Origin of the sequence: Phaeobacter sp. NW0010-22 (genome assembly GCF_040365955.1) — a bacterium.
Taxonomy (GTDB): domain Bacteria; phylum Pseudomonadota; class Alphaproteobacteria; order Rhodobacterales; family Rhodobacteraceae; genus OMPR01.
Genome location: NZ_BAABWT010000005.1, coordinates 169,525 through 194,908 on the forward strand (window position 1 = coordinate 169,525; position 25,384 = coordinate 194,908).

The window sequence follows — 25,384 nt, forward strand, 5'->3', positions numbered from 1 at the left end:
CAAAGAGCGCGCGCGTGCATGCGCGACATCTCAAGATTTGACTTACCCGCGAGCGGGCGACGTCGTGTTACGAAAGGATCTTTTTATGCTACAAACCGAGCTCAAACAGTCCGGTCGGATCCGCCCAACATTGTCAGCCTGCCGAGACGTTTCGGTCATCGCGACCCTTGGTGTTTATGGACTCTACGCGGGATCCGGTTTTCTTATCCCCCTGAGTTTAGCCTTACTCGTTTATGTGTTGATCATCGCAGTGAGTGATCGGGTAACAAACATCCTGCCCTTGCCCGTTTGGGCAGCCAACATCATCGGGGTCGCCGTTGTGTTAGTTGGCTTGTTCATGGTGATGTTTGTATTGGGAAATCAGGCAACCCATTTCGCGCGCGCCATTGGCACATATGAGACCCAATTTGACAATGCGTTGTCACGGGTCGTTGCGTTGATTGGCAATGATGTAGCAATCTTTATTCGCGACAATTTGGTTAACATAGATATGTCATTGGTCGCACGATCTGCCTTTGGTGGCGCGACCTCCTTTTTGAACACATTCCTTCTCATCAGCTTGTATGTTGCATTCATGATGGCGGAACGCACCATCTTTCGCAAAAAGATACAGCTGGCCGCCAATGACCAGGAATTGGGGCGAGATCTTACATCAATGATGGTTGCGATCTCAGGCAGTCTACAAAGCTATGTAGGTGTCAAAAGCTTTGTCAGTGCTTTGACCGCGTTGATCAGCTACACTGTCTTTCGACTTTTAGAACTAGAATACGCGGAAACCTGGGCGGTGTTAACGTTCGCGCTGAATTTTATTCCATCGATTGGATCAATTGTCGCAGTCATTTTCCCTGCCTTGGTTTCCTTGGTTCAGTTCGACACAATGACCCCTTTTCTGGTCATCGTGCTGTTCTGCGGAACAATTCAATTCCTGATCGGAAACGTCCTTGACCCCGCCCTGTTGGGAAAATCACTGAATATGTCAACATTCATGGTCATTCTTGCGCTAACCTTTTGGAGCGCGGTATGGGGCTTGACTGGCGCATTTCTAAGTGTCCCGCTGACCGTCTGTATCCTGATTGTATTCAGCCATATCCCAGCCCTGCGTCCCATAGCGATTTTGATGTCTAAGGATGGCGAGTTGATGTCGACAGAGCCGCCAAAGGAAGAAAATCGAACAGCAAGTTAACCAGCCTCAACATACAAACCGCTTCCGGTCTGGTTACCGCAATGATGCAAAGCCCCTGCCGAAACAACTTGGTGACGCGATTATAGCCACATTCCGCTCAGTCACTATTGATTGATAAAATCAATTTGGTGAGAATGAAAGAACGACCTAAGGTTAGTGAAATTTTAGAATAACTTCACGAACTTACGGGGAATTTTGGTATAGATCTCCGCTAAACGTAACGCGCAACACTTGATACCTAGGCATTATCCGAACGAAAAGAGATTGATATGACAGCCCACGCTCAGATTTTAGACCTGAAATCCCGCATGGCCCAATCCATTATCGGTCAAACAGATGTGATCGATAGGCTTTTGATCGGACTGCTCGCCAATGGAAACCTATTGGTCGAAGGGCTGCCGGGTTTGGCCAAAACGCGCGCGATCAAAGCAATGGCAAAAAATCTGGCTGCGGACTTTAGTCGCATTCAGTTTACTCCTGACCTGCTTCCCTCTGACGTCACAGGAACCGAGATTTACACTCAAACAGAACAAGGTGGAATCTTTAAGTTTTCGCCGGGACCTATCTTTGCCAACATCGTGTTGGCAGATGAAATCAACCGCGCCCCGGCCAAAGTGCAAGCAGCACTGCTGGAGGCCATGGAAGAACGACAGGTGACTGTGTCCGGGACCACTCATACAATGGAACCCCTATTCATTGTTATGGCAACGCAGAACCCCGTTGAACAAGAAGGCACATATCCATTGCCCGAGGCACAGATGGACCGCTTTCTGATGCACGTGAATATCACCTATCCCCCGGTTGAGGATGAGGTTGAGGTGATCCGTTTGGTTCGCGCAGAAGAAATCGCGGCTCTCCAAGATCGAACCAAAACCGAAAAAGCAGAAAAACCCGATGCAATCCCGCAAGATGCCATTTTTCAGGCTCGCGCAGAGATCGGGCGCATCCATGTTTCGGATTTGATGGAACGTTATATGGCGGATCTGGTCTATGCGACGCGCGAACCCGAAAAGCTCAGCCCAGATCTGGCACGTTGGATAGACATCGGTGCCAGTCCGCGCGCTTCGCTTGCGCTAGACAAGTGCGGGCGAGCACATGCTTGGCTCGCGGGCCGAGATTATGTTGATCCGTTGGATGTTAGAGCTGTTCTTCCAGACGTCTTCCGTCATCGCCTCACCCTCAGCTTCGAAGCCCAAGGCGACGACAAACACGCAGATGACGTAACCGACGAAATCGTCAAACTGGTCGCATTGCCCTGAGCCGGAGGTCCCAATGGCACAGCCAGATCCCCGAAAAGACAGAGACCCGCGGATCCACGTGACCGTTGATCAATTGCGCCGGCTCGCTCATGGAGCACGCGCTCTTAGTCTGTTGCCGCGTCAACCTGCGAGCTCGATTCTGAACGGCCGCCATGGCTCGCGTCTGCGGGGACGCGGTTTGAATTTCGAAGAATTGCGCGGCTATCTGCCTGGAGATGATATTCGCACCATCGACTGGAAAGTCACTGCCCGCACCGGCGAACCTCATGTGCGGGTTTATACCGAAGAACGCGATCGCCCTGCACTTCTCGTCATTGACCAACGCATGTCCATGTTTTTTGGCAGCCAAGTTTACATGAAATCCGTTGTGGCCGCCGAAGCCGCAGCCATCGTTGCCCATCGCATACTGGACCAAGGGGATCGGATTGGCGGACTGGTGTTTGGGGAAACCATCATAGCCGAGCATCCACCACAGCGACGCGCATTGGCTTTGAATCAATTGGTGAACTCCATAGCTCAAGCTAATAATCTGCTTCATCCAACCCAAGCTGTGCCAGCTAAGCCGATACACCTCAACACGCTGCTACAACGCACTGTCCGGAACGTTAAAACCAATACGCTTGTAGCGTTGTTTTCAGATTTCGAAGGGTTGAACGACGAATCTGAAAAATACTTGCGCAAGCTTGCCCTTGCCAATGATCTGATTGTTTTCAATGTGTTTGACCCAGCATCCCGAGGTTTGCCTGCATCTTTGAGGCTGGCCATTTCCGATGGCACGCAACAGGCTGACCTAGACGCCTCTGATCCCGCTGTGCGTGCACGCATAAATACCGCACTCGTGAACAGATTGGATATACTGCACGCGTGGTCGCGGAAATATGGCTTTCCGGTTGTCCCACTTGAAACCGATAAACCGGCGCTTGATCAAATGCTGGCTCTGTTTGGACACAGGGGGCGTAAATGACTGAAGAGTATTCTGGCAAATCGCTTACCGAATTGCTTGACATGTTGGTCCCCATCACCGAGCCGCCCGCTATTTCGATGATGCCGCAAACAATTGGCTGGGCTTTTCTAGGAGGCGCGATCGCCCTGCTTGGGGCTTGGGCTGCAAGACGGGTCATCAAGCACCGTGCAGCAAACGCGTATCGGAAAATCGCATTACAGAACCTTGAACACTTGCAAGATGACCCTGCCCAAATCGCCGTTCTTTTGCGACGTACTGCATTGGCTGCCTATCCGCGTAGCCGGGTTGCGGGATTGTATGGAAATGAGTGGCTCACGTTTTTGGACCGGACTAGCGGGAATTGTGGATTTTTGTCAGAAACCGGGCAAAACCTGATCTCTGCACCTTATCGGGCGCCGAAGCCCAATAAAGATGTGACCAAGTTGGCCCGTTTTTGGATTAACAAGCACCAAAGTGAGGTGCCGCAGTGAGCTATTCCATTGCCATGCCTTGGGTTTTGATCCTGCTTCCACTGCCATGGCTCGTCTGGCGTTTTTTGCCGCCGCACCGGGATCAGGTTGCTGCCATCCGTGTTCCTTTTTTTCGTCAAATTACTGAGGCCGCTGGAGTCGAAGCCCGCGCTGGTGCGGTCGTGCTACGGCGCAAACGGATACAGGTCATAGCAGCGATTGCTGTCTGGGTGCTCGTCCTTGTCGGGCTCTCTCGCCCCGAACGATTGGGGGAACCCATCGTTGTGGAGACTGCCGCGCGCGATGTGGTTCTTGCATTGGATATTTCCGGTTCAATGGATGATCGCGACTTCAAAACTGCTGATGGATCACGTCAACAAAGACTAGAGGCCGTCAAATCCGTTATCCGCAGCTTTATCGCCGAGCGTAGTGGTGATCGTATCGCGCTCATTATTTTTGGAACACGGGCCTACGTTCAGGCCCCCTTTACCGAAGATTTACAAAGCCTAAACGGCTTTCTTGATCAAATCGTTGTAGGAATCGCCGGGCCAAACACCGCTTTAGGCGATGCGATTGGTTTGGGAATTCAAACCTTTGAGGCCAGCGAAGTCGAAAAAAGATTGATGATTCTGTTGAGCGATGGAACCGATACCTCCAGTCGTATGACTCCGATCAATGCTGCTCAGATCGCTTCTGACAAAGGTGTGGTTGTTTATACGGTCGGCGTCGGGGATCCTGACGCGACGGGCGAAAGTCGCGTTGACCTTGCTACGTTGAAAGAGATCGCCAATCGCACAGGAGGGCAGTTCTTTTTCGCCGACGATGAAACCGCTCTGACCGCGGTGTATTCCGAGATCGACAAACAAAACCCGCGTGCCACCGAAACGTTGTCTTATCGCCCCAAACGCAGTCTGACACATCTCCCTTTCGCGCTCGCGCTTCTGATCATTTTAGGAACGGTTGCAGGGTTCACGTTATCTCAGCGACGCAACGCGCGGGCACGCCAATGATCGAAAGCTTTGATCAGTTTCATTTCCTTAGACCGCTTTGGCTATTGGCGCTTCCTGTCATTGCCTTGCTATGGCGTTTTGCCCGACCAAAGCGACAGACAAGCGAACCCGCAGTTCAGGGGATCGCACCGCATTTGGCCAAGGCCCTGCAGGTCGGAAGTGGTCAAACGCGACGGCTAGTTCCGATTGATGGTGTTATGCTGTGCGGTTTGCTTATCGTTTTAGCCGTTGCTGGCCCCACATGGAGCCGGGTTCCCAACCCTTTGGTCGCAGAAACCGCACCGCTGGTCGTGGCATTAAAAGTTACAGAGAGTATGGAGCAAAGCGATTTGGCGCCATCCCGTTTGGAGCGCTCAAAGTTCAAAATACTTGACCTGATTTCAGCGCGAGCCGGAGCGCGAACAGCTCTGATCGCCTACTCCGGAACAGCACATCGCGTTGCCCCGTTAACCGAAGACCCCAATATCCTCAGACCGTTGTTGGAAGGGTTATCGGCTGCTGTCATGCCAGTCTCCGGAGACGCGGCTGGTGCAGCACTTGAATTGGCTGTCGACAACATTGGAACAAAGAACTCTCCGGGGGCTGTTCTTTTTGTTTTGGATGATATGAATCCAGCTCAGATTGCCACCTTTACAGCAGACCGAGACCCACCACGCCCACCGGTCATTTTCCTGACCGCTCTGCCCTCTGGTTCCAAACTGTCTCAGTTGGGCAAAGTCCCGAATGCCAAAATTGTAGAAATGACAGCAGATAACAGTGACATCTTACAGATCGAGCGCGCCGTACGATCGGCATATGCTGCAGCGTTGGCCGATGACGATCGATTGGATTGGGATGACTGCGGCTGGATTTTGGGATGGCCTGCCCTATTATTAATTTTGTTTTGGTTTAGACGTGGTTGGACCATGAAATGGCTTAGCATTGGGATGTTCGGAGTTTGGGCGCTGGCGCCGCAAGCGAGCTATGCTGAAGGGTGGCAGGACTGGTTCTGGACCCCAGACCAGCAAGGACAACGCGCCCTTAACCATAAGGAATTTTCAAAAGCAGCGACTTTGTTTCAAGATCCTTATTTGAAAGGCTATTCGGCCTACAAAGCAGGGCAATACGCCGAAGCATCGGAAATATTTGCCGCCCAAGCTACTGCAGACGCTGCCTTTGCTGAAGGAATGGCCCGCATTCGAAACCGAGAGTATCGGCCAGCTATCGCCGCCTTTGACAAGGCATTAGAGCGCAAGCCAGGGTGGCAAGAAGCAGAACAAAATCGCGACCTAGCCAAATTTATTCTCGACTATGTGGAAACCAGCCGAGAGCAATCTGACACCGGTGAAGACTCTGGAATCGGGGCTGATGATGTTGTTTTTGACAACGCCGAGGCCAAGGGGAAGGATACAGTCATCGAAGCCTCAGATCTCGACGCCCCCCCTTTGACATCAGAGCAATGGATTTCCAGCATCGACACCGATATGGGCAAATTCCTGCGCAGCCGGTTCCTGCTTGATAATCAAGGGGTGCGCGAATGATACGGACTTTGATCTGTTTCTGTATGCTCGCCAGCCTAGGCTTGCCAGCCTTTGCACAAACACAGCAACGCAGGTCCTACCCGCAGCCATTGGCTCAGGAAAACGTGGCACCGACGCAAGACAGTATGCAAAATGCCCCCACATCTGAAGAAACGGCCGCCAAATCGAACCAGATCGAACCATTAATCCGTGTCGAAATACCGGAAGAAAACATAATCGTGGGCCAACCAGTCGTTGTTCGGCTGACGGTTCTGGTCCCGACTTATATGCCCAAGCCGCCAGTTTATCCCAATTTTGAAGTTCCTAATTTGATGGTCCGCCTTCCCGAGCGCGCCACCCAGCCAATTAGCGAGCGGATTGATGGGGAAACCTGGTCCGGAACAACCCGCAGCTACCGATTATACCCCTTGGTCGCCGGGGATTTCGAAATTGCAGGTCAAGACCTGATAATCACGTTCTCCGACCCCACATCCACAGGGGCAGAAAATCAGGTCAACGCCCCAATTGAACCGATACAATTTACTGCAATACTTCCGCCGGGGGCTCAAACACTCTATCCTCCAATTTTGGCACAGGGATTTACACTCAAACAAGAGATCGAAGGCCAACATAACCTTGAATTCGGTGATGCGTTTACTCGACGCATAACTGCGACGATCAGTGGAACAACAGCTGTGTTGATCCCAGAATTGATCCCCACTCTAGAGCCAGGTCCGCTGCGCGCTTATCCGAAGTCCCCTCGGGTCACAGAAACCGAAAACCGCGGTGTGCTGTCCGGTACCCGACAAGAAGAGACAGTATATATCGCTCAGGAAGGTGGAACAGTTCAGCTCCCCGAAGTGTCATTCCAGTGGTTTAATCTCCAAAGTCAAACGCTCGAAACAGTTACAGTCAACGGAATAGAACTCAGCCTCGCCGCTCCCCCATCTCCGCCCATCAACACACGCTCAATGGCAGTTTTCACGCTATTTCTGTTCGGCGCAGCAGCTTTGGCTTATGGAATTTTTCGCAGATACCGACGCACAGTTTCGCTTTGGTTTAACGCGCTTCATGAGCAGCTTCTTGCAACAGAACGCCAGGCCCATCGTGATGTGTTGAACGCAATTCATAAAAAAGACTTAGGCCTGTCGATTGAGGCGCTACGTCGTTGGAAAAGCTTCTATTCGTTTCTCGACTCGCGCTTAGAAAATAACGTAACATCAACCCTGACGAACATAGGAGGAAAGGAATTCAACTCCCCTTCCTCGCCTGTTAGCACGCAAGATTGGGATGCCCTTAAACGGTCCTACCTGACAGCTCGCCACGATGTGATTCAACAAAACAAAAGGTCAAAACACGCGAGTAGACTGCCAAAACTGAATCCTACTGGGGTGCAGTAATTGCAAAGAACAATCCCACAGGTCCTACAGACCTGTACAACCAAACCGCTCGACTCAAATATCGAAGAAATTTTCAAGTTCAAATTGCCAAAAAGGAGGCTTAAATGAACCTTATCCGAAACAGCCTAAAGCTTGTTTCGATTGCTGTCACCGCAACCGTGGTTAGTGCCACGGCTGGGTTTAGCGCCGATGGCGACAAACCAAATATCCTCGTCATTTGGGGCGACGATATCGGGCAATCGAACATCTCAGCATACACTATGGGTTTGATGGGGTATCGCACCCCCAACATCGACCGTGTTGCAAACGAGGGCATGATTTTTACCGACTACTACGGTGAACAATCCTGTACTGCTGGGCGATCTTCCTTCATTACCGGTCAGTCGGTCTTTCGGACAGGTCTGTCCAAAGTCGGCATGCCCGGCGCACCTGAAGGCATGCAGGTCGAAGATCCGACAATCGCTGGCCTGCTCAAGGCGCGCGGCTACGCCACCGGTCAGTTCGGCAAAAATCACTTGGGCGACCGGGACGAAATGCTGCCAACCAATCATGGCTTTGATGAATTCTTTGGCAACCTCTATCACCTGAACGCCGAAGAAGAGCCCGAGTTGGAAGACTACCCAACCGATCCCGCATTCCGCGAACGCTTCGGCCCTCGCGGTGTGATCAAATCCAAAGCAGACGGCACCATCGAAGACACCGGCCCGCTCACCAAAAAGCGGATGGAAACTGTTGATGACGAAACCGTTGCTGCGGCTTTGGATTTCATCAAACGTCAAGAAGAGCAGGACGTTCCTTGGTTCGTCTGGTGGTCTGGCACTCGGATGCATTTCCGGACACACGTCAAACCGGAATTGCGCGGGATTTCCGGGCAGGACGAGTATGGCGACGGCATGGTCGAACACGATATGCACATCGGTCAATTCCTGGATATGCTCGATGAAATGGGCATCGCGGATGAAACTCTGGTGCTGTATTCAACCGACAACGGTCCACACATGAACAGTTGGCCAGATGCGGCGATGACCCCGTTCCGCGGTGAAAAGAACACCAACTGGGAAGGTGGCTGGCGCGTGCCTGCAATGGTTCGTTGGCCCGGAAAAGTTCAATCTGGTACGGTTTCTAACGAGATCATGCACCACATGGATTGGTTGCCAACATTTGTTGCTATGGCGGGTGAACCACAGATCAAGGAACAGCTTCTTGAAGGTGGTGTCGAAGCCATTGGACGTGAATACAAAGTTCACTTGGACGGCTACAACACCCTGCCCTACTTGATGGGTGAAGAGGAAACCACACCGCGCAAAGAAGTGTTCTACTTCTCGGATGATGGCGACCTGACGGCTCTGCGTTATAACGATTGGAAGGTAATCTTCCTTGAACATCGTTTCCCGCAGACCCTACGCGCTTGGGCTGAGCCATGGACTGAACTGCGTATTCCATTGCTGTTCAACCTGCGCCGGGATCCCTATGAGCGTTCGAACATTACGTCGAACACATATTGGGATTGGTATCTTGATCACGTCTTCCTTCTGTTGCCAGCGGCTGACTATGTTTCGCAGTTCCTTGCAACGTTCGAAGCTTTCCCGCCGCGTCAGAAACCCGGCAGCTTCACCATTGGTGATGCGAAAACAAAAATCTTGTCTCAAGTCGGTTCCAAGTAAGCCGCTGAAACAATTGAGGCGCAACGGTTGTTGCGCCTCTTACAGTATTACCGGCCCTTGGGCTGTTGCTTATTATACAAATGGAGATTTCCATGATCAGCGTTGATTTTAAACTTCTCACAAGTGCAACGGGGATCGCAGTCCTGTTCGCAACAAGCGTTCTGGCGGATCCCTTGCCCTCTTGGACCGACACCGAGGCCAAATCACGGATCATGGCTTTTGTAGATACGGTAACCGACCCTGATTCAGTCCAATATGTCACCCAGTCTGATCGCATTGCCGTTTTTGACAATGACGGCACCCTCTGGGCTGAACAACCTGTTTATTTTCAACTCTACTTCGCCATTGATCGCTTACGTGAACTGGCTGAAAAAGACCCTTCGATATTAAAGACTGATGTCCTTCGATCCGCTGTTGCCGGTGATTTGGAAACTGTTGCCAAGGGCGGAACCGCGGCCCTGTTCGAGATACTTGATGCTTCTCATTCTGGTATGACAGTCGCGGATTTTAGCACCGCCGTTCGCGATTGGATAAATACTGCCAAACATCCGGACACCGGGATGGGTTATGACGAAATGACCTATCAGCCGATGACGGAATTGTTACGGTATTTGCGCGATGAGGATTTCAAAACCTACATCGTTTCAGGCGGTGGCATCCATTTCATGCGTGTCTTCGCAGAAGAGGCCTATGGCATTCCTGCGGAACAGGTGTTGGGGACTTACACAAATGTTGAATACCAAGTGAACGAGGGCAAACCTGTTATCGTCAAAACACCGGGTATTGCGTTTGTTGACGACAAAGACGGCAAACCTATCAACATCGAACGCACCTTAGGTAAGCGCCCGATCTTTGCGGCAGGCAACTCAGATGGAGACTTTGCGATGTTAGAGTGGACCACTGCTGGGGATGGTCCGCGATTTGGGATGTTGGTCCACCATACCGACGCACAACGAGAGTACGCCTATGATCGTGACAGTCACATCGGTCGGTTGAATGACGGGTTGGATAAAGGGCCGGATCTGGGTTGGCTCATAGTAGATATGGCAAAGGATTGGTCTCGAATCTACACTGGGACCAAATAACACCTTTCACCGCGGGGAACCATGTGGGCTTTTCTTGCCTCTCTTTTCGTAGTTGTACTTTATCTGGCAGCGGTAATTTCCGCTGTCCAAGCAGCAAAGACAGCCCGCACACCGCAAGGCGCGGTCGGATGGGTGGTTTTCCTACTGACAATACCTTGGCTTGCTGTACCGTCTTATTTATTTCTTGGCCATCATCGGTTCAGAGGGTATCGGATATCACGACGTGAGAGCCAGCGTGTTATGCAAGGGCTCAAGTCGTTTGCGGCGCAAAGGGCACCCCAAGCTCATACTCTGACCATGAACGTGCGCCCGTTTGAGGCGATTTCTAATCTAACAGTCACTTGTGGCAACAACATGGATCTTCTGATTGATGGAGACGCGACCTTTCGCTCCATCTTTGAGGCGATAGATGCTGCACAAAACTACATCTTGGTTCAGTTCTATATCGTTCGTGATGATGATTTGGGATTGGATTTGCAAGATAAGCTGATCGCTGCGGCAGCGCGTGGCGTTCATGTTCGGTTTCTGACGGATGCAGTTGGCAGCTACTCCCTCCCTCGTACTTACTACGAAGACCTACAAGATGCCGGCATTGATGTCGTTATCCCCTCAGAACAACGCGGCCCCAAATTTCGCTTTCAGCTAAATTATCGCAACCACCGGAAAACGGTTATTGTCGATGGAAACGTTGGTTTTATTGGCGGCCACAATGTCGGTATCGAATACCTTGGGCAAGATCCTCAAATGGGGTACTGGCGTGACACGCATGTGCGATTGACCGGGCCTATCGTATTGCAGTTACAGCTAATTTTTGCAGAAGACTGGCACTGGGCGAATGACGAAGAACTGTTGGATCAACTTAACTGGCAGACCACAATAGACGCAGCAGATAAGAATGCTTTGCTGGTCGCAACCGGTCCCGGGGATCAAACGGAAACGGGATCAATGCTGTTCTTTTCAGCTATCGCTGCTGCACAGGAACGGATCTGGATCGCATCCCCATATTTCGTTCCAGACATTGATGTAATGGCCGCGCTGAAAAACGCTGCATTCCGTGGGGTTGATGTACGCCTTTTGATTCCAGATAAAATCGATCACAAAACCCCATGGCTTGCAGCCTACGCATATTTTGATGAGATATGTGAAACTGGGGTTCGGGTGTTTCGGTATACCGATGATGGCTTTATGCATCAAAAAGTATTCCTAGTTGATAATTCTTTGGCCGCTGTCGGTACAACAAATTTGGACAACCGCTCGTTCCGTCTAAATTTTGAGGCGATGGCACTGTTTTTCGATGCTGACGCTGCGACCCAGATCCAAGAGATGCTGGAACGTGATTTCCTGCAAAGCAAAGAGATGGTCAAACCTTTGTCGTTGCAACCTGCCTATATTCGCTACGGTGCTCCTTTGGCGCGGTTGTTTTCACCGATCCTTTAGCGCGGCAGCTTACCCTCAAACAGGCGTGTCATCAAAGCAACCATATAGGCCGTCGATAATCCAAAGGCCAACAACCCAGCAACCGAAGCAAAAGCCCCAAATATCCGAAGTCCCGGCCCAAGAACGATATCGCCATAGCCCAAAGACGTGTACGTCACGAGCGAGAAATAGAGCGCGGAATTCCAATCCGGCATTACATCTCCTATCATCCATGCCCCAGCCCAAATCCAAACCTGAATCGTATGCGCCAACACAATGCAAAACAGGGTAAATGCAATGGGTGCAGCAATTCGGATTGTGTGAGAATATCGGTGCCAATGATGGGCAAACGCCTGAATCGTGAGCGAGCACCATACCAAAAGAGCCAACTCGACGGCAAAGCAAACGCCAAGGTAAAAACTACCCCACATAATTTGAAGCGGTAACGACACGCTGAATTTGCTCCTGATTGGGTTTCTCTGAGATACATACTTCCTGTTGTATCACACAGATCGCAAGCCCAATCCGTGTGCAAGCCCGCGCCCAAACGCAGCATGCTGCCCAATAGGTCTGGACTGGCAAGGGAAATGCACCACTATCCCTTTAAGCAAACGATTAAAGGCCACGATACCATGCTGTTGTCTGTTGACCGGATCAGTAAAACATATCCCGGATCACGGCCGGTGTTGCAGAATGTTTCCATCACGCTTGGACAAGGAGACACACTGGCACTGACTGGCGAAAGCGGCAGCGGGAAAAGCACCCTTTTAAATCTGGTGGCGGCGCTGGATGAATTTGACGAAGGTGAGATTACGCTAGGGACAAAGACATACTCAATGCTAAACGATGCGGGACGCGCTGAATTGCGGAGAACGCAAGTTGCGTTGGTTTTTCAACAGTTCAATTTGATCCCTTCTCTGACTGTAAAACAAAACTTGTCCTTTCATGCGCGCCTTGGAAACAAGAACGGCCCTGAATGGATCGCACATCTTACAGAAAGTCTGGGCCTTGAGGCTTTGGTATCGCGATACCCCGAACAGTTGTCTGGTGGCCAGCAGCAACGGGTCGCAATTGGGCGTGCTCTCGCGCTTAAACCTGCACTTTTGTTAGCTGACGAACCGACCGGAAATCTGGATGATACAGCCAGTAACGCGGTCATGACCTTGATGCTGGACTTGGTTCGAGAAACAGGCGCGGCGTTACTCCTCGTCACTCATTCAAACGCAATCGCGGCCCAACTGGACCATCGCATTCATCTGGCAGGTGGTCGGATTACATGATCTGGCCCGTCCTTTCAGCCCTTTGGTCCCATTGGAGGCGACATCCTATTCAATTGATCACATTGTTGACCGGCTTGGCACTGGCGACTGGGTTGTGGTCGGCAGTGCAGGCAATCAACACAGAAGCTCGTGCAAGTTACCAACGTGCCAATGCGCAACTTTCCTTTGGGCAGCTGGATCGATTGTACCCCACAAACGGATCGATACCACTATCACGCTACGTAGACTTACGCCGCAGCGGCTGGCAGGTTGCGGCCGTCTTAACGGATACACTTCGAGTTTCGGGATACTCTTATGACGTGTTAGGGGTGGATTTGCTGGCTTATCCCACCTTGCCTGCAATTGCCGAAGTTTCACAAACAGTCGGGGTTGCCCCTGTTGATGCGCTGACCGCACCGGGGCGATTGTTCATGCGGCCAGAAACGGCGCAAAACCTGCGCAAACAAGGCAGTTGGCCGCCGATAATCGAAACCGCGTCAGTCCCTCTGGATACAATATTGACGGATATTGGCGTTGCCGAAAATTTGCTGAATAGAAAAGAGCAGATTTCATATCTGCTTGTACTGCCAAACCAGCCAATGAACCGCCCTTCGTTGAGCCAAATCACACCTGAATTGAGACGAGTCGCCACTCAAGGAACAGATCAGACCACACGCCTTACGGACAGCTTTCATTTGAACCTGACGGCATTTGGATTGCTCTCCTTTGCGGTAGGATTGTTCATCGTCCACGGAACCGTCGGCTTGGCGTTTGAACAACGCCGCGGCATGATCCGAACCCTGCGTGCTTTGGGGGTTCCATTGCGCCTGCTCACTAGGCTTTTGCTGGCCGAGTTGCTTGTCTGCGCCATGGTCGGGGGCGCGATCGGGTTGGGACTTGGTTATTTAATAGCCGGTATTTTGCTGCCCGACGTGGCTGCAACGTTGCGGGGGCTATACAGCGCTCCGATAGAGGGCAATCTCAGTTTACGCCCAACTTGGATTGTCGCCGGCTTTGGAATGGCCATCTGTGGAACGCTCATTGCAAGTTTTCAAGCCTTGTGGCGTGTTTCACGATTACCATTGCTGGCGGCTCCGGGGGCACATGCCTGGGTAAGCAAGGGCGTTGATCGCCCAATTCAAGCAATCGCTGGAATGGGCCTGATCCTTGGCGGTATCAGCATATTCGGCGTTTTAGACGGATTGATTGCCGGGTTCATCATGCTTGCCGGTATTATGATGGGAACCGCCCTTTTACTCCCTTGGTGTTTAGAACAGGTCCTAAAATTCGGACAAGGTCGCGCCCGATCCCCGCTGAGTGAATGGGTTTGGGCTGATATGCGTGCGCAACTCTCTGGCCTTTCATTGGCCATGATGGCGCTCATGTTGGCCCTCGCGGCCAATATTGGCGTGGGAACGATGGTGTCCAGCTTTCGCCTTACTTTCACGGGCTGGCTTGACCAACGCTTGGCGTCTGAATTGTACGTGACGGCAAAAGATGACGTACAAGGGGCGAAAATCGCGATGTGGCTTTCAACGCGAAGCGACGCTGTTTTACCCATTCGCGCAAGCAAACTACAATTTCAAAACAAGTCATTGTTTGTTTACGGTATCGTTGATGATTCCACGTATCGAGACAACTGGCCTCTGATCGCTCAAACTCCTGAGGTCTGGGATAAAGTTGCGGCTGGTCAAGGGGTTCTGATCAACGAGCAATTGGCAAGGCGTGAACAAATATGGCCCGGGGATCATATTACCATTTTGGAGAATTGGACCTTTTCCATTGTGGGGGTGTACTCCGATTATGGAAACCCAACGGCACAGGCAATTATCAGTTTGCCCAGTCTACTGAACCATCTACCAGACCTCCCCAATCAACGCTTTGGGGTGCGTGTCGCACCAGACAAAGCTGCTGCGCTCGCAAACGACTTGATCACCCGGTTTGATTTACCGGCTCAGGCGGTTATCAACCAGGCGGGTCTAAAAGCAAGATCAATGGCCGTCTTTAACAAAACCTTTGTTGTAACAGGTACTTTGAATGTTTTGACATTGGGTGTTGCAGGGTTCGCGATACTCACCAGCATGCTCACGATGTGGACGCAGCGTTTGCCCCAAGTTGCTCCGGTTTGGGCTTTGGGGATCACGCGAAAACAGCTCGCCAAACTTGAAATTATCCGCAGTGTTGCATTGGCTGCAATGACCGCGTTGTTAGCTCTCCCGCTTGGTCTCGTTTTGGCTTGGGTGCTGCTCGAGATCATCAACGTCGAGGCTTTTGGCTGGCGCTTGCCGATGCACCTGTTTCCCACAGATTGGCTCATATTGGGTTTGGTTGCCCTCTGCGCCGCCAGCATCGCCGCGGTGCTGCCAGCGTTGCGCCTGAAACGCGTGCCACCATCTGATCTGCTCAAGGTGTTTACCAATGATCGTTAAGTTGTCGATGTTTCTAATGTTGTTTCCCTTTATGGCCGTTGCACAGGGATTTGCAGGCTTAGGGCAAGATGCCGAAGGGTTCGACGTGCCCTTTAAGGGCCATACTCTGACTTTCCCCAAAGACCATGGCGCCCATCCAGGGTTCCGGATTGAGTGGTGGTATGTCACGGCCAACCTGTCAGATGACAAAGGATCACAATACGGCGTTCAGTGGACCTTGTTCCGTTCAGCACTCAGACCACAACGTCAAAGCGGTTGGCAAGATCCAACGGTTTGGATGGGACATGCTGCCCTAACCACCCCAGAACATCATTTCTTCGGTGAGCGTCTAGCGCGCGGCGGTATCGGACAGGCTGGTGTAACCCCTACCCCTTTCAGCGCCTGGATTGACGAATGGCAGTTGCAAGGACCCACATTCCAAGACTTGTCGATGACAGCCGCGACCGAAGAATTTTCTTATAATCTACAGTTAACATCTCAAGATCCACTTATCTTACACGGTGAGAACGGATATTCGGTCAAATCCGAACAAGGCCAAGCGAGCTATTACTACGCCCAACCGGCCTATCAAGTTCGTGGGACGCTGAATCTTCCCGCAGGCCCCATTGCTGTGACAGGGACAGCTTGGCTTGACCGCGAGTGGTCTTCGCAACCGCTGTCGGCGGATCAAACAGGGTGGGACTGGTTTTCCCTCAGCTTTAATGATGGCACGCGCCTCATGGCGTTTCAATTGCGTGGCGAAAAATTCAATTTTATTTCAGGGACATGGATTACGGAAAAAGGCGAAACAACGCCACTCAAATCCAACGAGATTCTTCTAACCCCTCTTGCAACAACCGTGGTTTCAGAACGTGAAATCCCTACCCAGTGGTCCTTGAGCGTTCCCGAATATCAGGTTGATGTCACAATTTCTGCTCTAAATAGAGAGGCATGGATGGAAACCTCATTTCCCTATTGGGAGGGGCCTGTCAACGTCACAGGCAACCGGACCGGCGTCGGATACCTGGAAATGACGGGCTATGAATAACCTTGATCAAAAACCAACAACGTTTCAACTCAACGGGCAATAACGATGTCCGCACACAGGCCACCCAAACGCTTGCTGTCGCCCAAACGAAGCGTTCCACCATGGGCGCGTGCGATGTCAATTACGATCGCCAATCCCAGCCCTACACCAGACCCACGGTTTTGATTGCGGGCGGGGTCTAGTCTGGAGAACGGTTTTATCGCCTCTGTTCGCTTGTCGGCTGCAATGCCGGGTCCGTCATCTTCGACACGGATACGCAAAGACTTCGACGTCAAAACAACGCTCACCTCCGCCTTTGTTCCATATTGCACAGCATTCCCGATGAGGTTTTCGACGGCGCGGCGCAAAGCCAGCGTACGCAACATAACAGATCCATCACCCTCACACGTAATCAGATTAACGTCTTTACCCGACCGTTTTGCGTCTTCCACAATCAGTTTGATGAATTGACAAGGAATAACAGGTTCGGGTTCGGCCTCAGAAGTGCCCCGCGAGAAATCTAAAAAGGCGTCCAACAGCCTCTGCATTTCATCTACGTCATTCAACAATGGTTCAATATCATCTTGGGTGTCCAGCAAAGCCAACCCGAGTTTGAGCCGTGTCAAAGGGGTTCTTAGATCGTGACTGACTCCCGAAAGCATCAGAGTGCGCTGTTCTATCTGGCGCTCGATCCGAGCGCGCATATCCAAAAAGGCACTGCCAGCGGCGCGAACTTCGGTCGCACCAGACGGTGAATATGGCACCGTCCGACCGCGCCCAAATGCCTGCGCGGCGGTCGCAAGACGCGTAATTGGTCTTAACTGATTGCGCATGTAGAGAAACGCAATTGAGGTCATAAGAACCCCAAAAAAGACCATCGTCACAAACAGTTGATGAGGCGCCGCCGGAGAAAGTCGGCGACGATCTAGGGCGAGTTCTACGATCCCCTGTTCTGACTGGACAAAGATATAAGCCATCAAATTATCTGGCAAAACCACCTGCAACGTGTTCGGCAATTGCTCGGTCAACGTCTCTTTGGCAATGCGACCAGTATAATCATACCATCGTAGCTTTGACGTTTCAGGAACCTCCCCAGTGTTCACAAAGCGCATCTGAATTTGAAGCGCTGAGAGGTAGGGCCGCAGTTGCGCCAGAACCTCTTGTTGGTTCTCAGCCTGATCTACTTGGCCTGAGATCATGAGAATTTCGCGCACGACTGTTTTGGTCATTTGTTTTGTAACATCGTCAAGGTTTCGTTCGAGAAATGCGACTGATACAACCAGTTGCAAAACAACGACTGGCAGTATCAAAATGAGCGCGGCGCGCCCATAGAGGCTGCGCGGCATATAGTTTTTCAGCCATCGAAACATAACGCGTTGAACCTAACGACCAGAACAGCAGAGAGAAAGAGCCGATGCCCCTTCCGCCTGACAATTTCAACCCACCAGTTGGGCAAGCGATTCAATTATCACGGGGCCTTCGGCGTATTCTGGCCCCCAACCCGTCCCCGATGACCTATCGTGGTACCAATACATACCTGGTTGGTGAACGAGATATCGCTGTCATTGATCCTGGTCCTTTAAGTGAATCACATTTGGACGCGATCCTGAGCGCCTTGTTGCCGTCTCAACGCATCAGCCACATAATTGTCACCCATACGCACTTGGACCACTCACCTTTGGCTAAGCCGCTGTCTGAACGGTGCGGTGCGCCCATTTATGCGTTCGGCGGTCCAGAATCCGGGCGAAGCGAAATCATGCAGCGCCTCGTGCAAAACGGATTGCGAAGCGGCGGCGAAGGGATTGATCTCGCGTTTCGACCTGACATTGAAGTTGAGGATAAGGATCTCATCGAAGGGGAAGATTGGGCGTTCGAAATCATTCACACACCAGGGCATCTTGGCAATCATATTGCACTGGGATGGGGGGAACTGTGTTTTACAGCGGATCACGTCATGGGATGGGCCAGTTCCCTAGTGTCTCCTCCGGACGGAGACCTTACTGATTTCATGCAAGCTTGCCAGGATTTGCGGGCGCGGCCCTGGTCAGTGTTCCACCCTGGCCACGGTGCGCCAGTCACAGACCCAGCGGCCCGAATTGACTGGCTCATCCAGCACCGTCTGAGCCGCGAAACTGGGATTCTTAGGGCGTTAGAAGACGGGCATGCAACCGCTCACGACCTTGCCAAACGTATCTATACCGAGACGCCGGCGTCATTGCTCGGCGCGGCAGAACGAAACGTTTTTGCACACCTGATCGACCTCACAAATAGATCTCTGGTCGTGCCAACTCAGGAGCTATCAGAAACCTCAGAGTTCAATCTTTTAGCCTGATGTTTTTTTGCAAAAGAGTGCAAAATCCCTCTGGACCTTGGAAAAATCGATAGCTATACGATGCGAACCGTTCCGGCGTAGCTCAGCGGTAGAGCAGTTGACTGTTAATCAATTGGTCGTAGGTTCGATCCCTACCGCCGGAGCCAATTTACTGCTTGTTAGTAAAGCAAAATGGGCGATCCTATGGGTTCGTCCTTTTTCGTTTTTGCCGAGCAGGCGGGAGCCGCCAGGTTCACAGCCTATTCGCCCGGCAAACGACATTCAGTAGCACCAAAGTAAGGTGTTACCAAATATGGCCGGCTAAACACTTCAGTTGGCAATATGAACTTCATCGCGTTAGAGACCGAGCAGAAACCACACGGTGGTTACTATACTCCCTGCCCCCCCCAAAAAAAGTGGTCTGCGCCGATAATTATGAGACCGGAGGACCATAGATGGCGAAAAAGAATCCAAACCCGAAGAGAGTGTCGTGAAGTTGCAGCAGGTTGAAGTCCTGTTGGAGCAAGGTATGCCTTGTATAGACGCAATCAGACTGATCAATGTAACAGAACAAACCTATTAGTGCTGGAAGAAGAATTACATCAGATTGGGCACAGAACAACTCAGTGAACTGGAGCGGCTCCATAAAAAGAATGAACGATTTCGTCGAGCCGCGTCAGATCTGGCTCTAGACAAATTGATCTTGTCGGCAGCCACTCGGAGAAACTTCTGAGCCCTTCGCGTCATCGAGCCTGCATCAATCTCGTTCGCAGCAAGGTCGAGGTTTCCGAGCGTCGCCTTTGTCGTGAATTAGGCCAGCATCGATCCCCACAACGGCGATTGCCGCAGTATGTTACTGACGAGAAGCGCTTGGGCGCGCACATGATCGGGCTAACCCACCAATATGGCGATCGTCGAGTTATTGCCTTACTGCGAGACACTAGCTGGCAAGTGAACGACAAATGTTTCGAACGCCTATGGCCACGTGAGAGGTTTAAAGTGCCTATGACGTAACCCAAGTCGGGGCAGTTATGTCTCAAAAACGGTTCGTGTGTCCGGCTGCGACCGGGGTATCGCAACCACATTTGGTTGTATGACTTCGTGCATCATCAAATTTAAGACGGCAGTGCTTTCAGGACATTGAATATTCTGGACGAACACGGTCGAGAATATTTGACGATCCGGGAAAAGCGAAAACTAAACTCTAACGAGGTCATGGAAGCACTGACAAGCCTGTTAATCGTGCGTAACGTAATTGCCTCTATCATGTCGGACCACGGGCCTGAACTCATAGCTGAGGCAGCCAGGGGCTGGATCAAAGCTGTCCGGGATAAGACCACGTATATAAAAGCTGGGTCACCCTGAGAGAACGAGAACTGCGAAAACTTCAAAGGGCCAATGCGGAATGAATTGCTAAATGGCGAAATTTTCCACCTCTACGCAAAGCCCAAATCATCATCGAAAACTGGAGGAAACACTCCAACACCAGACTCCCCCCATTCCTCTGGGCTATCGCCCACCGGAGCCTGAAGCCATCGTTCAGATGGCCCAAAGCCAAACCATGCACTAACTTTCAAATGGGACCATTCAAATGAGGCTACTCAGGCCGCTTGGCAATCTCCCATCTAGATAGATGTGTTGCCCGAAGTTTGTACAACAACCGCCTTTTCATCCTCCCTAAGTATCTGAAGGTAGGCACTCAAGCCCCGAGGTTTCGCCACCAGAATCTCAACAGGGGCGAAGATTAGCCCCATCCGTTAAGGTGTTGAAATGTCTCGCTGTCTCGGCAAATCGATTTTGCGGAGGTCGAACACCCTGTTGGGTTCAGCTCAATCGATCATTTTTTGTCTCCAAAGAGATCCAAAATATATCAAACCAAAGGAAACAAACTCGGATCACTCCCATCCCCTAAAAATTTACTTAATTAAATCAATTGCTTAGAGTGGGAAAGGTATATTTATTCGTATCAGCCTATTGCGTGCCTCTAAGTGGGGCCCATAACTTGTTGTTTAGGTTTAGGCCCCAAGACACAGGCATTTGCATCAAGGTTAAACGGTTGGGAAACGTTTAACACGATACCCTCTCATCCTTATTGAACCGATTGTATCTCATTGCGTGTTCAGTTTAACTATTGTTGATCGAAGCGGAGGCAGCGCTGTCCATTTCAGCATTCAGAACGAGTGATAGCTATGGACGTCCGTTAAGGCGCGCCAAAGGTGGTGTTAGTACAAAGTTGCATACTTCCCCTGAGCCGATCGAGCGACCAATTCAGGTCGTCCTGTTTGCCAATCAAGAGATTGAGTATACTAGTGCCAGCACGCTGGTGAGAAACCTTCCCGCAACCGACCGGTAGCTTTGGAATCGTGGTGATTGGTCACACTGATTGCTAAACGGATGTTGAAACAAAATCAGCGATTTCAAGTCCCTAGGAAGAAACTTGAAATCGCTGATTTTATTTTGATAAACGGTCGGGGCGGCGAGATTCGAACTCACGACCCCCTGTACCCAAAACAGGTGCGCTACCAGACTGCGCCACGCCCCGGACCGTGTCGCCTTCCTAACTATACTGTAGGAGAATGAAAACCCCTAACATGGCCAAATTGCAGGTCCCTTTGAAAAAACTTTATGGCGCAGGACTGTGCCCTTAGAAATTCCATATCTCCGGGCGAGACCAGTATTGATTTCAAGCACGGCAAAGACGGAATCCCCCCCCGGAATCGGGGTTTCGTTCCCAGGAATCGCCCCTTCGTGCACCAAGGTTATGGTGCCGGTCTTATCAATAAAGATCATGTCGAGGGGAATCAGTGTGTTCTTCATCCAGAACGCCACACGCTGCGGCCGTTCAAAGACAAATAGCATTCCTGAATTTCGGGGAAGGTGTTCGCGAAACATCAAACCACGAGAACGCTCGGGCTGAGAATCAGCAAGTTCGATATTGAAGCTTACTTCGGTGAGGTCGTTACGAAGCTGGACTTGATCAAGTCTGCAAGGAGCTGCGTGCGCGGCCCCCAGACCTGTGATCAAAAACCCCAGTCCCACGGCCAACGCACGTATACCCATGTTTATTCCTCAGTGTTCAGCGCGGCCTCCCAAGCCAAAACTTCAGCAGCCATGCGCCCGCGTTTTCCATCGATTACACGCATAGCAAGGGCTTCGCCCGGCTGTAAATCCGCAAGTCCTGATTGGCGCAACACTTCAATGTGTACAAACACATCTTCGTCTCGGCCAAAGACGTTGGCAAATCCAAATCCCTTGCCCTTGTCGAACCACTTGACCCGCGCGGGTTCTAACGGCGCATCGGATAATGCTTCTACATCCAACTCGGCAAAATCGGACAATACCGCAGTCTCACCACGATCAGGCGGAACGATCGAAACGACTTCGACAGCTTGAACGCCCCGATCAGTTCGGTGGGTCGTAATCTCGATTTGGGCCCCATCCGCCACCGAACTTTGGCCAAAGTTTCGCAACACATTCACGTGCAGCAAAATATCAAGGCCACCATCTTCGGACACGACAAACCCGTACCCTTTTGTTGGGTCAAACCATTTCACGTGACCACGCACATGATATAAACTGCTCAGATCTTCAGCCACGTGTTTTCCCGTGCGGTACTTGTGTTATTTAGGCCCCAGATGTGCCGGATTTTCACGGCCAATATCAAGCGAAAAAATCCCTTCAATTTCAACATGATGCATTTCACGTTACGTGAACATCACGGATTCAAGCGCATTATGTCCCAGGTTGAGAGCTCATTTTGGCGCCGCCACACAAACCGATCATGCAAGCGAAATGCCCCATCAGCCCAAAACTCGATCTCGGTTGGCATCAGTCGAAAACCACCCCAAAAAGCCGGACGTTTTGGGTTGGTGCCTTGTACAGCGGTAACCTTGGCAACTTCGGCGACCAGCGCGGCGCGACTGCTTAGGGGCTGTGATTGTTTTGAAGCCCACGCACCAAGCTTACTTTTCAGAGAGCGGGACTGATAATAGTCATCAGCCTGTGCCCCCTCCTCGCGCGTCACAGCGCCTCGGACCCGAATCTGACGGCGCAGGGATTTCCAGTGCATAACAAAAGCAGCCTTGCCAGCTGTCTCCAACTCGACACCCTTGGCGCTTTCGTAATTCGTATAAAACACAAAGGCGCTTGCTTCAATTTCCTTCAAGAGAACCATGCGCGCATTGGGCAAGCCATCTTGATCTATTGTCGAAAGCGCAATGGCATTTGGGTCATTCAGTTCTGTCTTCTCAGCTTCGGCCAACCAACGACTCGCGATTACAAACGGGTCGTCACCAGCAAAGATGCCGCTGCGGTCTGTCATGTCCATCCCCTTGAACGTAATCCAGCGACCCTAAGACGTCCTGTTCTGTCCGGCAAGCCCACTCACCCTTGAAGCAGAGGGGCCAATGGCTTAGACCACAGGTTCATAACGCGAAGACAGGCGGAGAACCGAACATGTCAAATCAGTTGATGGCAGGCAAACGTGGCCTCATCATGGGGCTGGCGAACGATAAATCCATCGCGTGGGGCATCGCAAAAGCGCTGGCTGACGCCGGTGCAGAGTTGGCTTTTTCCTACCAGGGCGATGCCCTCAAGAAACGGGTCGACCCATTGGCTGCCCAATTGGGTAGTGAAATTGTACTGCCGTGTGATGTTGGTGACGAAGCATCCATTGATGCGTTGTTTGCTGCATTAGAAGAGAAATGGGGCAAGCTGGACTTTATCGTTCACGCGATCGGTTTCTCAGACAAAAACGAACTACGAGGTCGCTACGTCGACACCAGTCGATCAAATTTCCAGCTGACCATGGATATTTCGGTCTATTCCTTTACTGCCGTCGCTGCGCGCGCAGAAAAAATGATGACGGAAGGCGGCTCTATGCTGACGCTCACCTACTATGGCGCTGAGCAGGTCATGCCACACTATAATGTCATGGGCGTCGCCAAAGCAGCGCTGGAGGCGTCGGTCAAGTATCTGGCTGAGGATCTTGGCAAAGACGGCATTAGAGTGAATGCCATCTCAGCGGGTCCAATCAAAACACTGGCCGCCAGTGGAATTGGAGATTTCCGCTATATCATGAAGTGGAACGAGTACAATTCGCCTCTGCGCCGGAATGTAACCATTCAAGATGTAGGCAATTCTGCGCTCTATCTCTTGTCCGATCTAAGTTCAGGTGTGACAGGCGAGAATTTGCATGTGGATGCCGGATATCATGTGGTCGGTATGAAAGCCGTCGACGCCCCAGACATTACGAAGTAAGCACGAAAATGACTCTCACGGCTTTCTTCGCCACTTGGGCGATTTGCTTTTTGGCAGCCGCCAGTCCGGGGCCAGCCGTCTTGATGGCTGCTCGTATTGGGTTGACCGAAGGTTTTCGGACCGGCTTGGCGTTAGCCGTGGGAATCGGACTCGGCGCCATTATCTGGGCCATGGCGGCGCTCTTTGGTCTGTCACTACTGTTCGAGTTTGCACCGGTCTTACTCACTGCTTTCAAATTCGGCGGAGCCCTGTTTTTGATCTGGGTTGCCCTTAACATTTGGCGAAATGCAGATGCGCCCATTGCTGAACCAACCACTGGCGCGGCCTCCCGGACTATTCCAGGGGCGTTACGCTTGGGCGTGACCACACAGTTGGCTAACCCGAAACCAGCCATCTTTTTTGGCGCCGTTTTTGTTGGCATGGTTCCGACAGATACGCCGAACTGGATATTGGTTGCGCTCTTGGGGTGCATTTTCTTAGGCGAAACCTTGTGGACTGCTGGCGTCGCACGGCTTTTCTCTCTTGAGAAAACACGCCGCTTCTATATCACCGTCAAACATCTAATCGACCGCGCTTTTGGTGGGATTCTTGCGCTTCTGAGCATCAAGATTGCAACCAACTGACGCCAAAACGACCTCGTGGGGAGCTTAAACATGACTGACCGTCTGCCACATGAAAAAGGGTTCCACATAAGTTGGGATCAAATTCACCGGGATAGCCGTGCCTTGGCATGGCGGCTTGATGGCCAAGGCCCTGCCGAAGGCGGTTGGCGCGCGATTGTTGCCATCACACGAGGCGGCTTAGCTCCGGCCATGATCATCGCCCGCGAGCTGGATATCCGCACAGTTGATACCATTTCCGTAAAATCCTATCACCATCAGGACCAAGGCAGAGCACAAGTCCTGAAGTCCCCTGATGCAGAGCTGATGGGCGATGGCAGCGGCATTCTGGTCATCGACGATTTAGTAGACAGCGGGAAAACACTCGAGCTGGTTCGGGAACTGTTCCCAAAGGCCCATTTTGCGACAGTTTATGCAAAACCCAAAGGCCGCCCTATGGTTGATACGTTCATCACCGAGGTCAGCCAAGACACATGGATCTTCTTCCCGTGGGACATGGCGTTGCAATACGTCGAGCCCTATCGCGGCACCGATTGATCGGCAGAACGCGCCCCATTCTGGTCGCGGTTTT

At 51.6% G+C, this 25,384-nt stretch carries 22 protein-coding genes, 2 tRNA genes and 1 pseudogene; 19 read left to right on the plus strand and 6 right to left on the minus strand.

All coding sequences use genetic code 11. The annotated features are described in order from the left end of the window. The first annotated feature begins 85 nt into the window (after positions 1-85). The 10 genes from ABWV33_RS12605 (at position 86) to cls (ending at position 11,950) form a co-directional block, all read left to right on the plus strand. Positions 86-1,183, plus strand: a complete 1,098-nt coding sequence (locus tag ABWV33_RS12605; protein ID WP_353331154.1) for an AI-2E family transporter — start codon at positions 86-88, stop codon at positions 1,181-1,183. Positions 1,184-1,452: 269 nt separating this feature from the next. Further along, the gene (locus ABWV33_RS12610; protein ID WP_353331156.1) at positions 1,453-2,442 is read left to right on the plus strand and encodes an AAA family ATPase; all 990 of its coding nucleotides are present in this window, start codon (positions 1,453-1,455) and stop codon (positions 2,440-2,442) included. Positions 2,443-2,455: 13 nt separating this feature from the next. Continuing rightward, complete coding sequence (locus ABWV33_RS12615) at positions 2,456-3,406, plus strand: DUF58 domain-containing protein (RefSeq protein WP_353331158.1); 951 nt, start codon at positions 2,456-2,458, stop codon at positions 3,404-3,406. Beyond that, complete coding sequence (locus tag ABWV33_RS12620) at positions 3,403-3,876, plus strand: DUF4381 domain-containing protein (protein ID WP_215193651.1); 474 nt, start codon at positions 3,403-3,405, stop codon at positions 3,874-3,876. The genes ABWV33_RS12615 and ABWV33_RS12620 overlap by 4 nt, the downstream gene beginning before the upstream one ends. Next, complete coding sequence (locus tag ABWV33_RS12625) at positions 3,873-4,865, plus strand: VWA domain-containing protein (RefSeq protein ID WP_353331160.1); 993 nt, start codon at positions 3,873-3,875, stop codon at positions 4,863-4,865. The genes ABWV33_RS12620 and ABWV33_RS12625 overlap by 4 nt, the downstream gene beginning before the upstream one ends. Next, a complete protein-coding gene (locus ABWV33_RS12630; RefSeq protein ID WP_353331162.1) occupies positions 4,862-6,385 on the plus strand; it encodes a VWA domain-containing protein in 1,524 nt (507 codons plus the stop codon). Before ABWV33_RS12625 ends, ABWV33_RS12630 begins: the two co-directional genes overlap by 4 nt. Further along, complete coding sequence (locus ABWV33_RS12635) at positions 6,382-7,764, plus strand: hypothetical protein (RefSeq protein ID WP_353331164.1); 1,383 nt, start codon at positions 6,382-6,384, stop codon at positions 7,762-7,764. Before ABWV33_RS12630 ends, ABWV33_RS12635 begins: the two co-directional genes overlap by 4 nt. A 104-nt stretch (positions 7,765-7,868) precedes the next feature. Beyond that, entirely contained in the window at positions 7,869-9,428 is a 1,560-nt protein-coding gene (locus tag ABWV33_RS12640) for an arylsulfatase (protein WP_121997352.1), read from the plus strand. Positions 9,429-9,520: 92 nt separating this feature from the next. After that, positions 9,521-10,513 (plus strand): HAD family hydrolase, encoded by a 993-nt coding sequence (locus ABWV33_RS12645; RefSeq protein ID WP_353331166.1) that lies wholly within the window; start codon positions 9,521-9,523, stop codon positions 10,511-10,513. 21 nt (positions 10,514-10,534) lie between these two features. After that, a complete protein-coding gene (cls, locus tag ABWV33_RS12650; RefSeq protein WP_353331168.1) occupies positions 10,535-11,950 on the plus strand; it encodes a cardiolipin synthase in 1,416 nt (471 codons plus the stop codon). On the opposite strand, the gene ABWV33_RS12655 is transcribed toward cls, so the two are convergent. Beyond that, positions 11,947-12,360, minus strand: coding sequence for an ion channel (locus tag ABWV33_RS12655; protein WP_251134305.1), 414 nt, complete (start codon positions 12,358-12,360; stop codon positions 11,947-11,949). The genes cls and ABWV33_RS12655 overlap by 4 nt on opposite strands. 201 nt (positions 12,361-12,561) lie before the next feature. Between ABWV33_RS12655 and ABWV33_RS12660 the strand changes: the two genes are divergently transcribed. Genes ABWV33_RS12660 through ABWV33_RS12670 form a run of 3 tightly spaced genes read left to right on the plus strand, consistent with a single transcriptional unit; the run spans position 12,562 to position 16,644 of the window. Next, a complete protein-coding gene (locus ABWV33_RS12660) occupies positions 12,562-13,209 on the plus strand; it encodes an ABC transporter ATP-binding protein (protein WP_353331170.1) in 648 nt (215 codons plus the stop codon). Further along, positions 13,206-15,617, plus strand: coding sequence for an ABC transporter permease (locus ABWV33_RS12665; protein WP_353331172.1), 2,412 nt, complete (start codon positions 13,206-13,208; stop codon positions 15,615-15,617). Before ABWV33_RS12660 ends, ABWV33_RS12665 begins: the two co-directional genes overlap by 4 nt. Beyond that, positions 15,607-16,644: a lipocalin-like domain-containing protein gene (locus ABWV33_RS12670; RefSeq protein ID WP_353331174.1), complete on the plus strand. Its 1,038-nt coding sequence runs from the start codon at positions 15,607-15,609 to the stop codon at positions 16,642-16,644. The genes ABWV33_RS12665 and ABWV33_RS12670 overlap by 11 nt, the downstream gene beginning before the upstream one ends. A 29-nt stretch (positions 16,645-16,673) precedes the next feature. On the opposite strand, the gene ABWV33_RS12675 is transcribed toward ABWV33_RS12670, so the two are convergent. After that, positions 16,674-17,993 (minus strand): ATP-binding protein, encoded by a 1,320-nt coding sequence (locus ABWV33_RS12675; RefSeq protein ID WP_353331176.1) that lies wholly within the window; start codon positions 17,991-17,993, stop codon positions 16,674-16,676. A 44-nt stretch (positions 17,994-18,037) separates the two neighbouring features. Here ABWV33_RS12675 and ABWV33_RS12680 point away from each other — a divergent pair, with 44 nt between their 5' ends. The 3 genes and pseudogenes from ABWV33_RS12680 to ABWV33_RS12690 all read left to right on the plus strand — a co-directional run bounded on the left by ABWV33_RS12680 (position 18,038) and on the right by ABWV33_RS12690 (position 20,504). Beyond that, positions 18,038-18,955 carry an MBL fold metallo-hydrolase gene (locus tag ABWV33_RS12680; RefSeq protein ID WP_353331178.1) on the plus strand — a complete coding sequence of 306 codons (918 nt, stop codon included), beginning with the start codon at positions 18,038-18,040 and terminating at the stop codon, positions 18,953-18,955. Between the two features lie 71 nt (positions 18,956-19,026). Further along, positions 19,027-19,101: transfer RNA gene (locus ABWV33_RS12685), tRNA-Asn, on the plus strand. Positions 19,102-19,385: 284 nt separating this feature from the next. Next, positions 19,386-20,504: pseudogene (locus ABWV33_RS12690) on the plus strand (integrase core domain-containing protein). Between the two features lie 898 nt (positions 20,505-21,402). On the opposite strand, the gene ABWV33_RS12695 reads toward ABWV33_RS12690, so the two are convergent. The 4 genes from ABWV33_RS12695 to pdxH all read right to left on the minus strand — a co-directional run bounded on the left by ABWV33_RS12695 (position 21,403) and on the right by pdxH (position 23,255). After that, positions 21,403-21,476, minus strand: a tRNA-Pro gene (locus ABWV33_RS12695). Positions 21,477-21,520: 44 nt separating this feature from the next. Continuing rightward, positions 21,521-21,994 (minus strand): DUF192 domain-containing protein, encoded by a 474-nt coding sequence (locus tag ABWV33_RS12700; protein ID WP_215193654.1) that lies wholly within the window; start codon positions 21,992-21,994, stop codon positions 21,521-21,523. 2 nt (positions 21,995-21,996) lie between these two features. Next, positions 21,997-22,530 carry a cold-shock protein gene (locus ABWV33_RS12705; RefSeq protein WP_113824745.1) on the minus strand — a complete coding sequence of 178 codons (534 nt, stop codon included), beginning with the start codon at positions 22,528-22,530 and terminating at the stop codon, positions 21,997-21,999. A gap of 119 nt (positions 22,531-22,649) precedes the next feature. Beyond that, a complete protein-coding gene (gene pdxH, locus ABWV33_RS12710; protein ID WP_353331180.1) occupies positions 22,650-23,255 on the minus strand; it encodes a pyridoxamine 5'-phosphate oxidase in 606 nt (201 codons plus the stop codon). A gap of 134 nt (positions 23,256-23,389) precedes the next feature. Here pdxH and fabI point away from each other — a divergent pair, with 134 nt between their 5' ends. From fabI to gpt, 3 genes are read left to right on the plus strand one after another with little or no spacing between them, the layout of a single operon-like run. Further along, the gene (fabI, locus tag ABWV33_RS12715) at positions 23,390-24,193 is read left to right on the plus strand and encodes an enoyl-ACP reductase FabI (RefSeq protein WP_113824744.1); all 804 of its coding nucleotides are present in this window, start codon (positions 23,390-23,392) and stop codon (positions 24,191-24,193) included. A gap of 8 nt (positions 24,194-24,201) precedes the next feature. After that, positions 24,202-24,816, plus strand: coding sequence for a LysE family translocator (locus tag ABWV33_RS12720; protein ID WP_353331182.1), 615 nt, complete (start codon positions 24,202-24,204; stop codon positions 24,814-24,816). Positions 24,817-24,846: 30 nt separating this feature from the next. Continuing rightward, positions 24,847-25,350, plus strand: coding sequence for a xanthine phosphoribosyltransferase (gene gpt, locus ABWV33_RS12725; RefSeq protein ID WP_113824742.1), 504 nt, complete (start codon positions 24,847-24,849; stop codon positions 25,348-25,350). Positions 25,351-25,384: the final 34 nt, after the last annotated feature.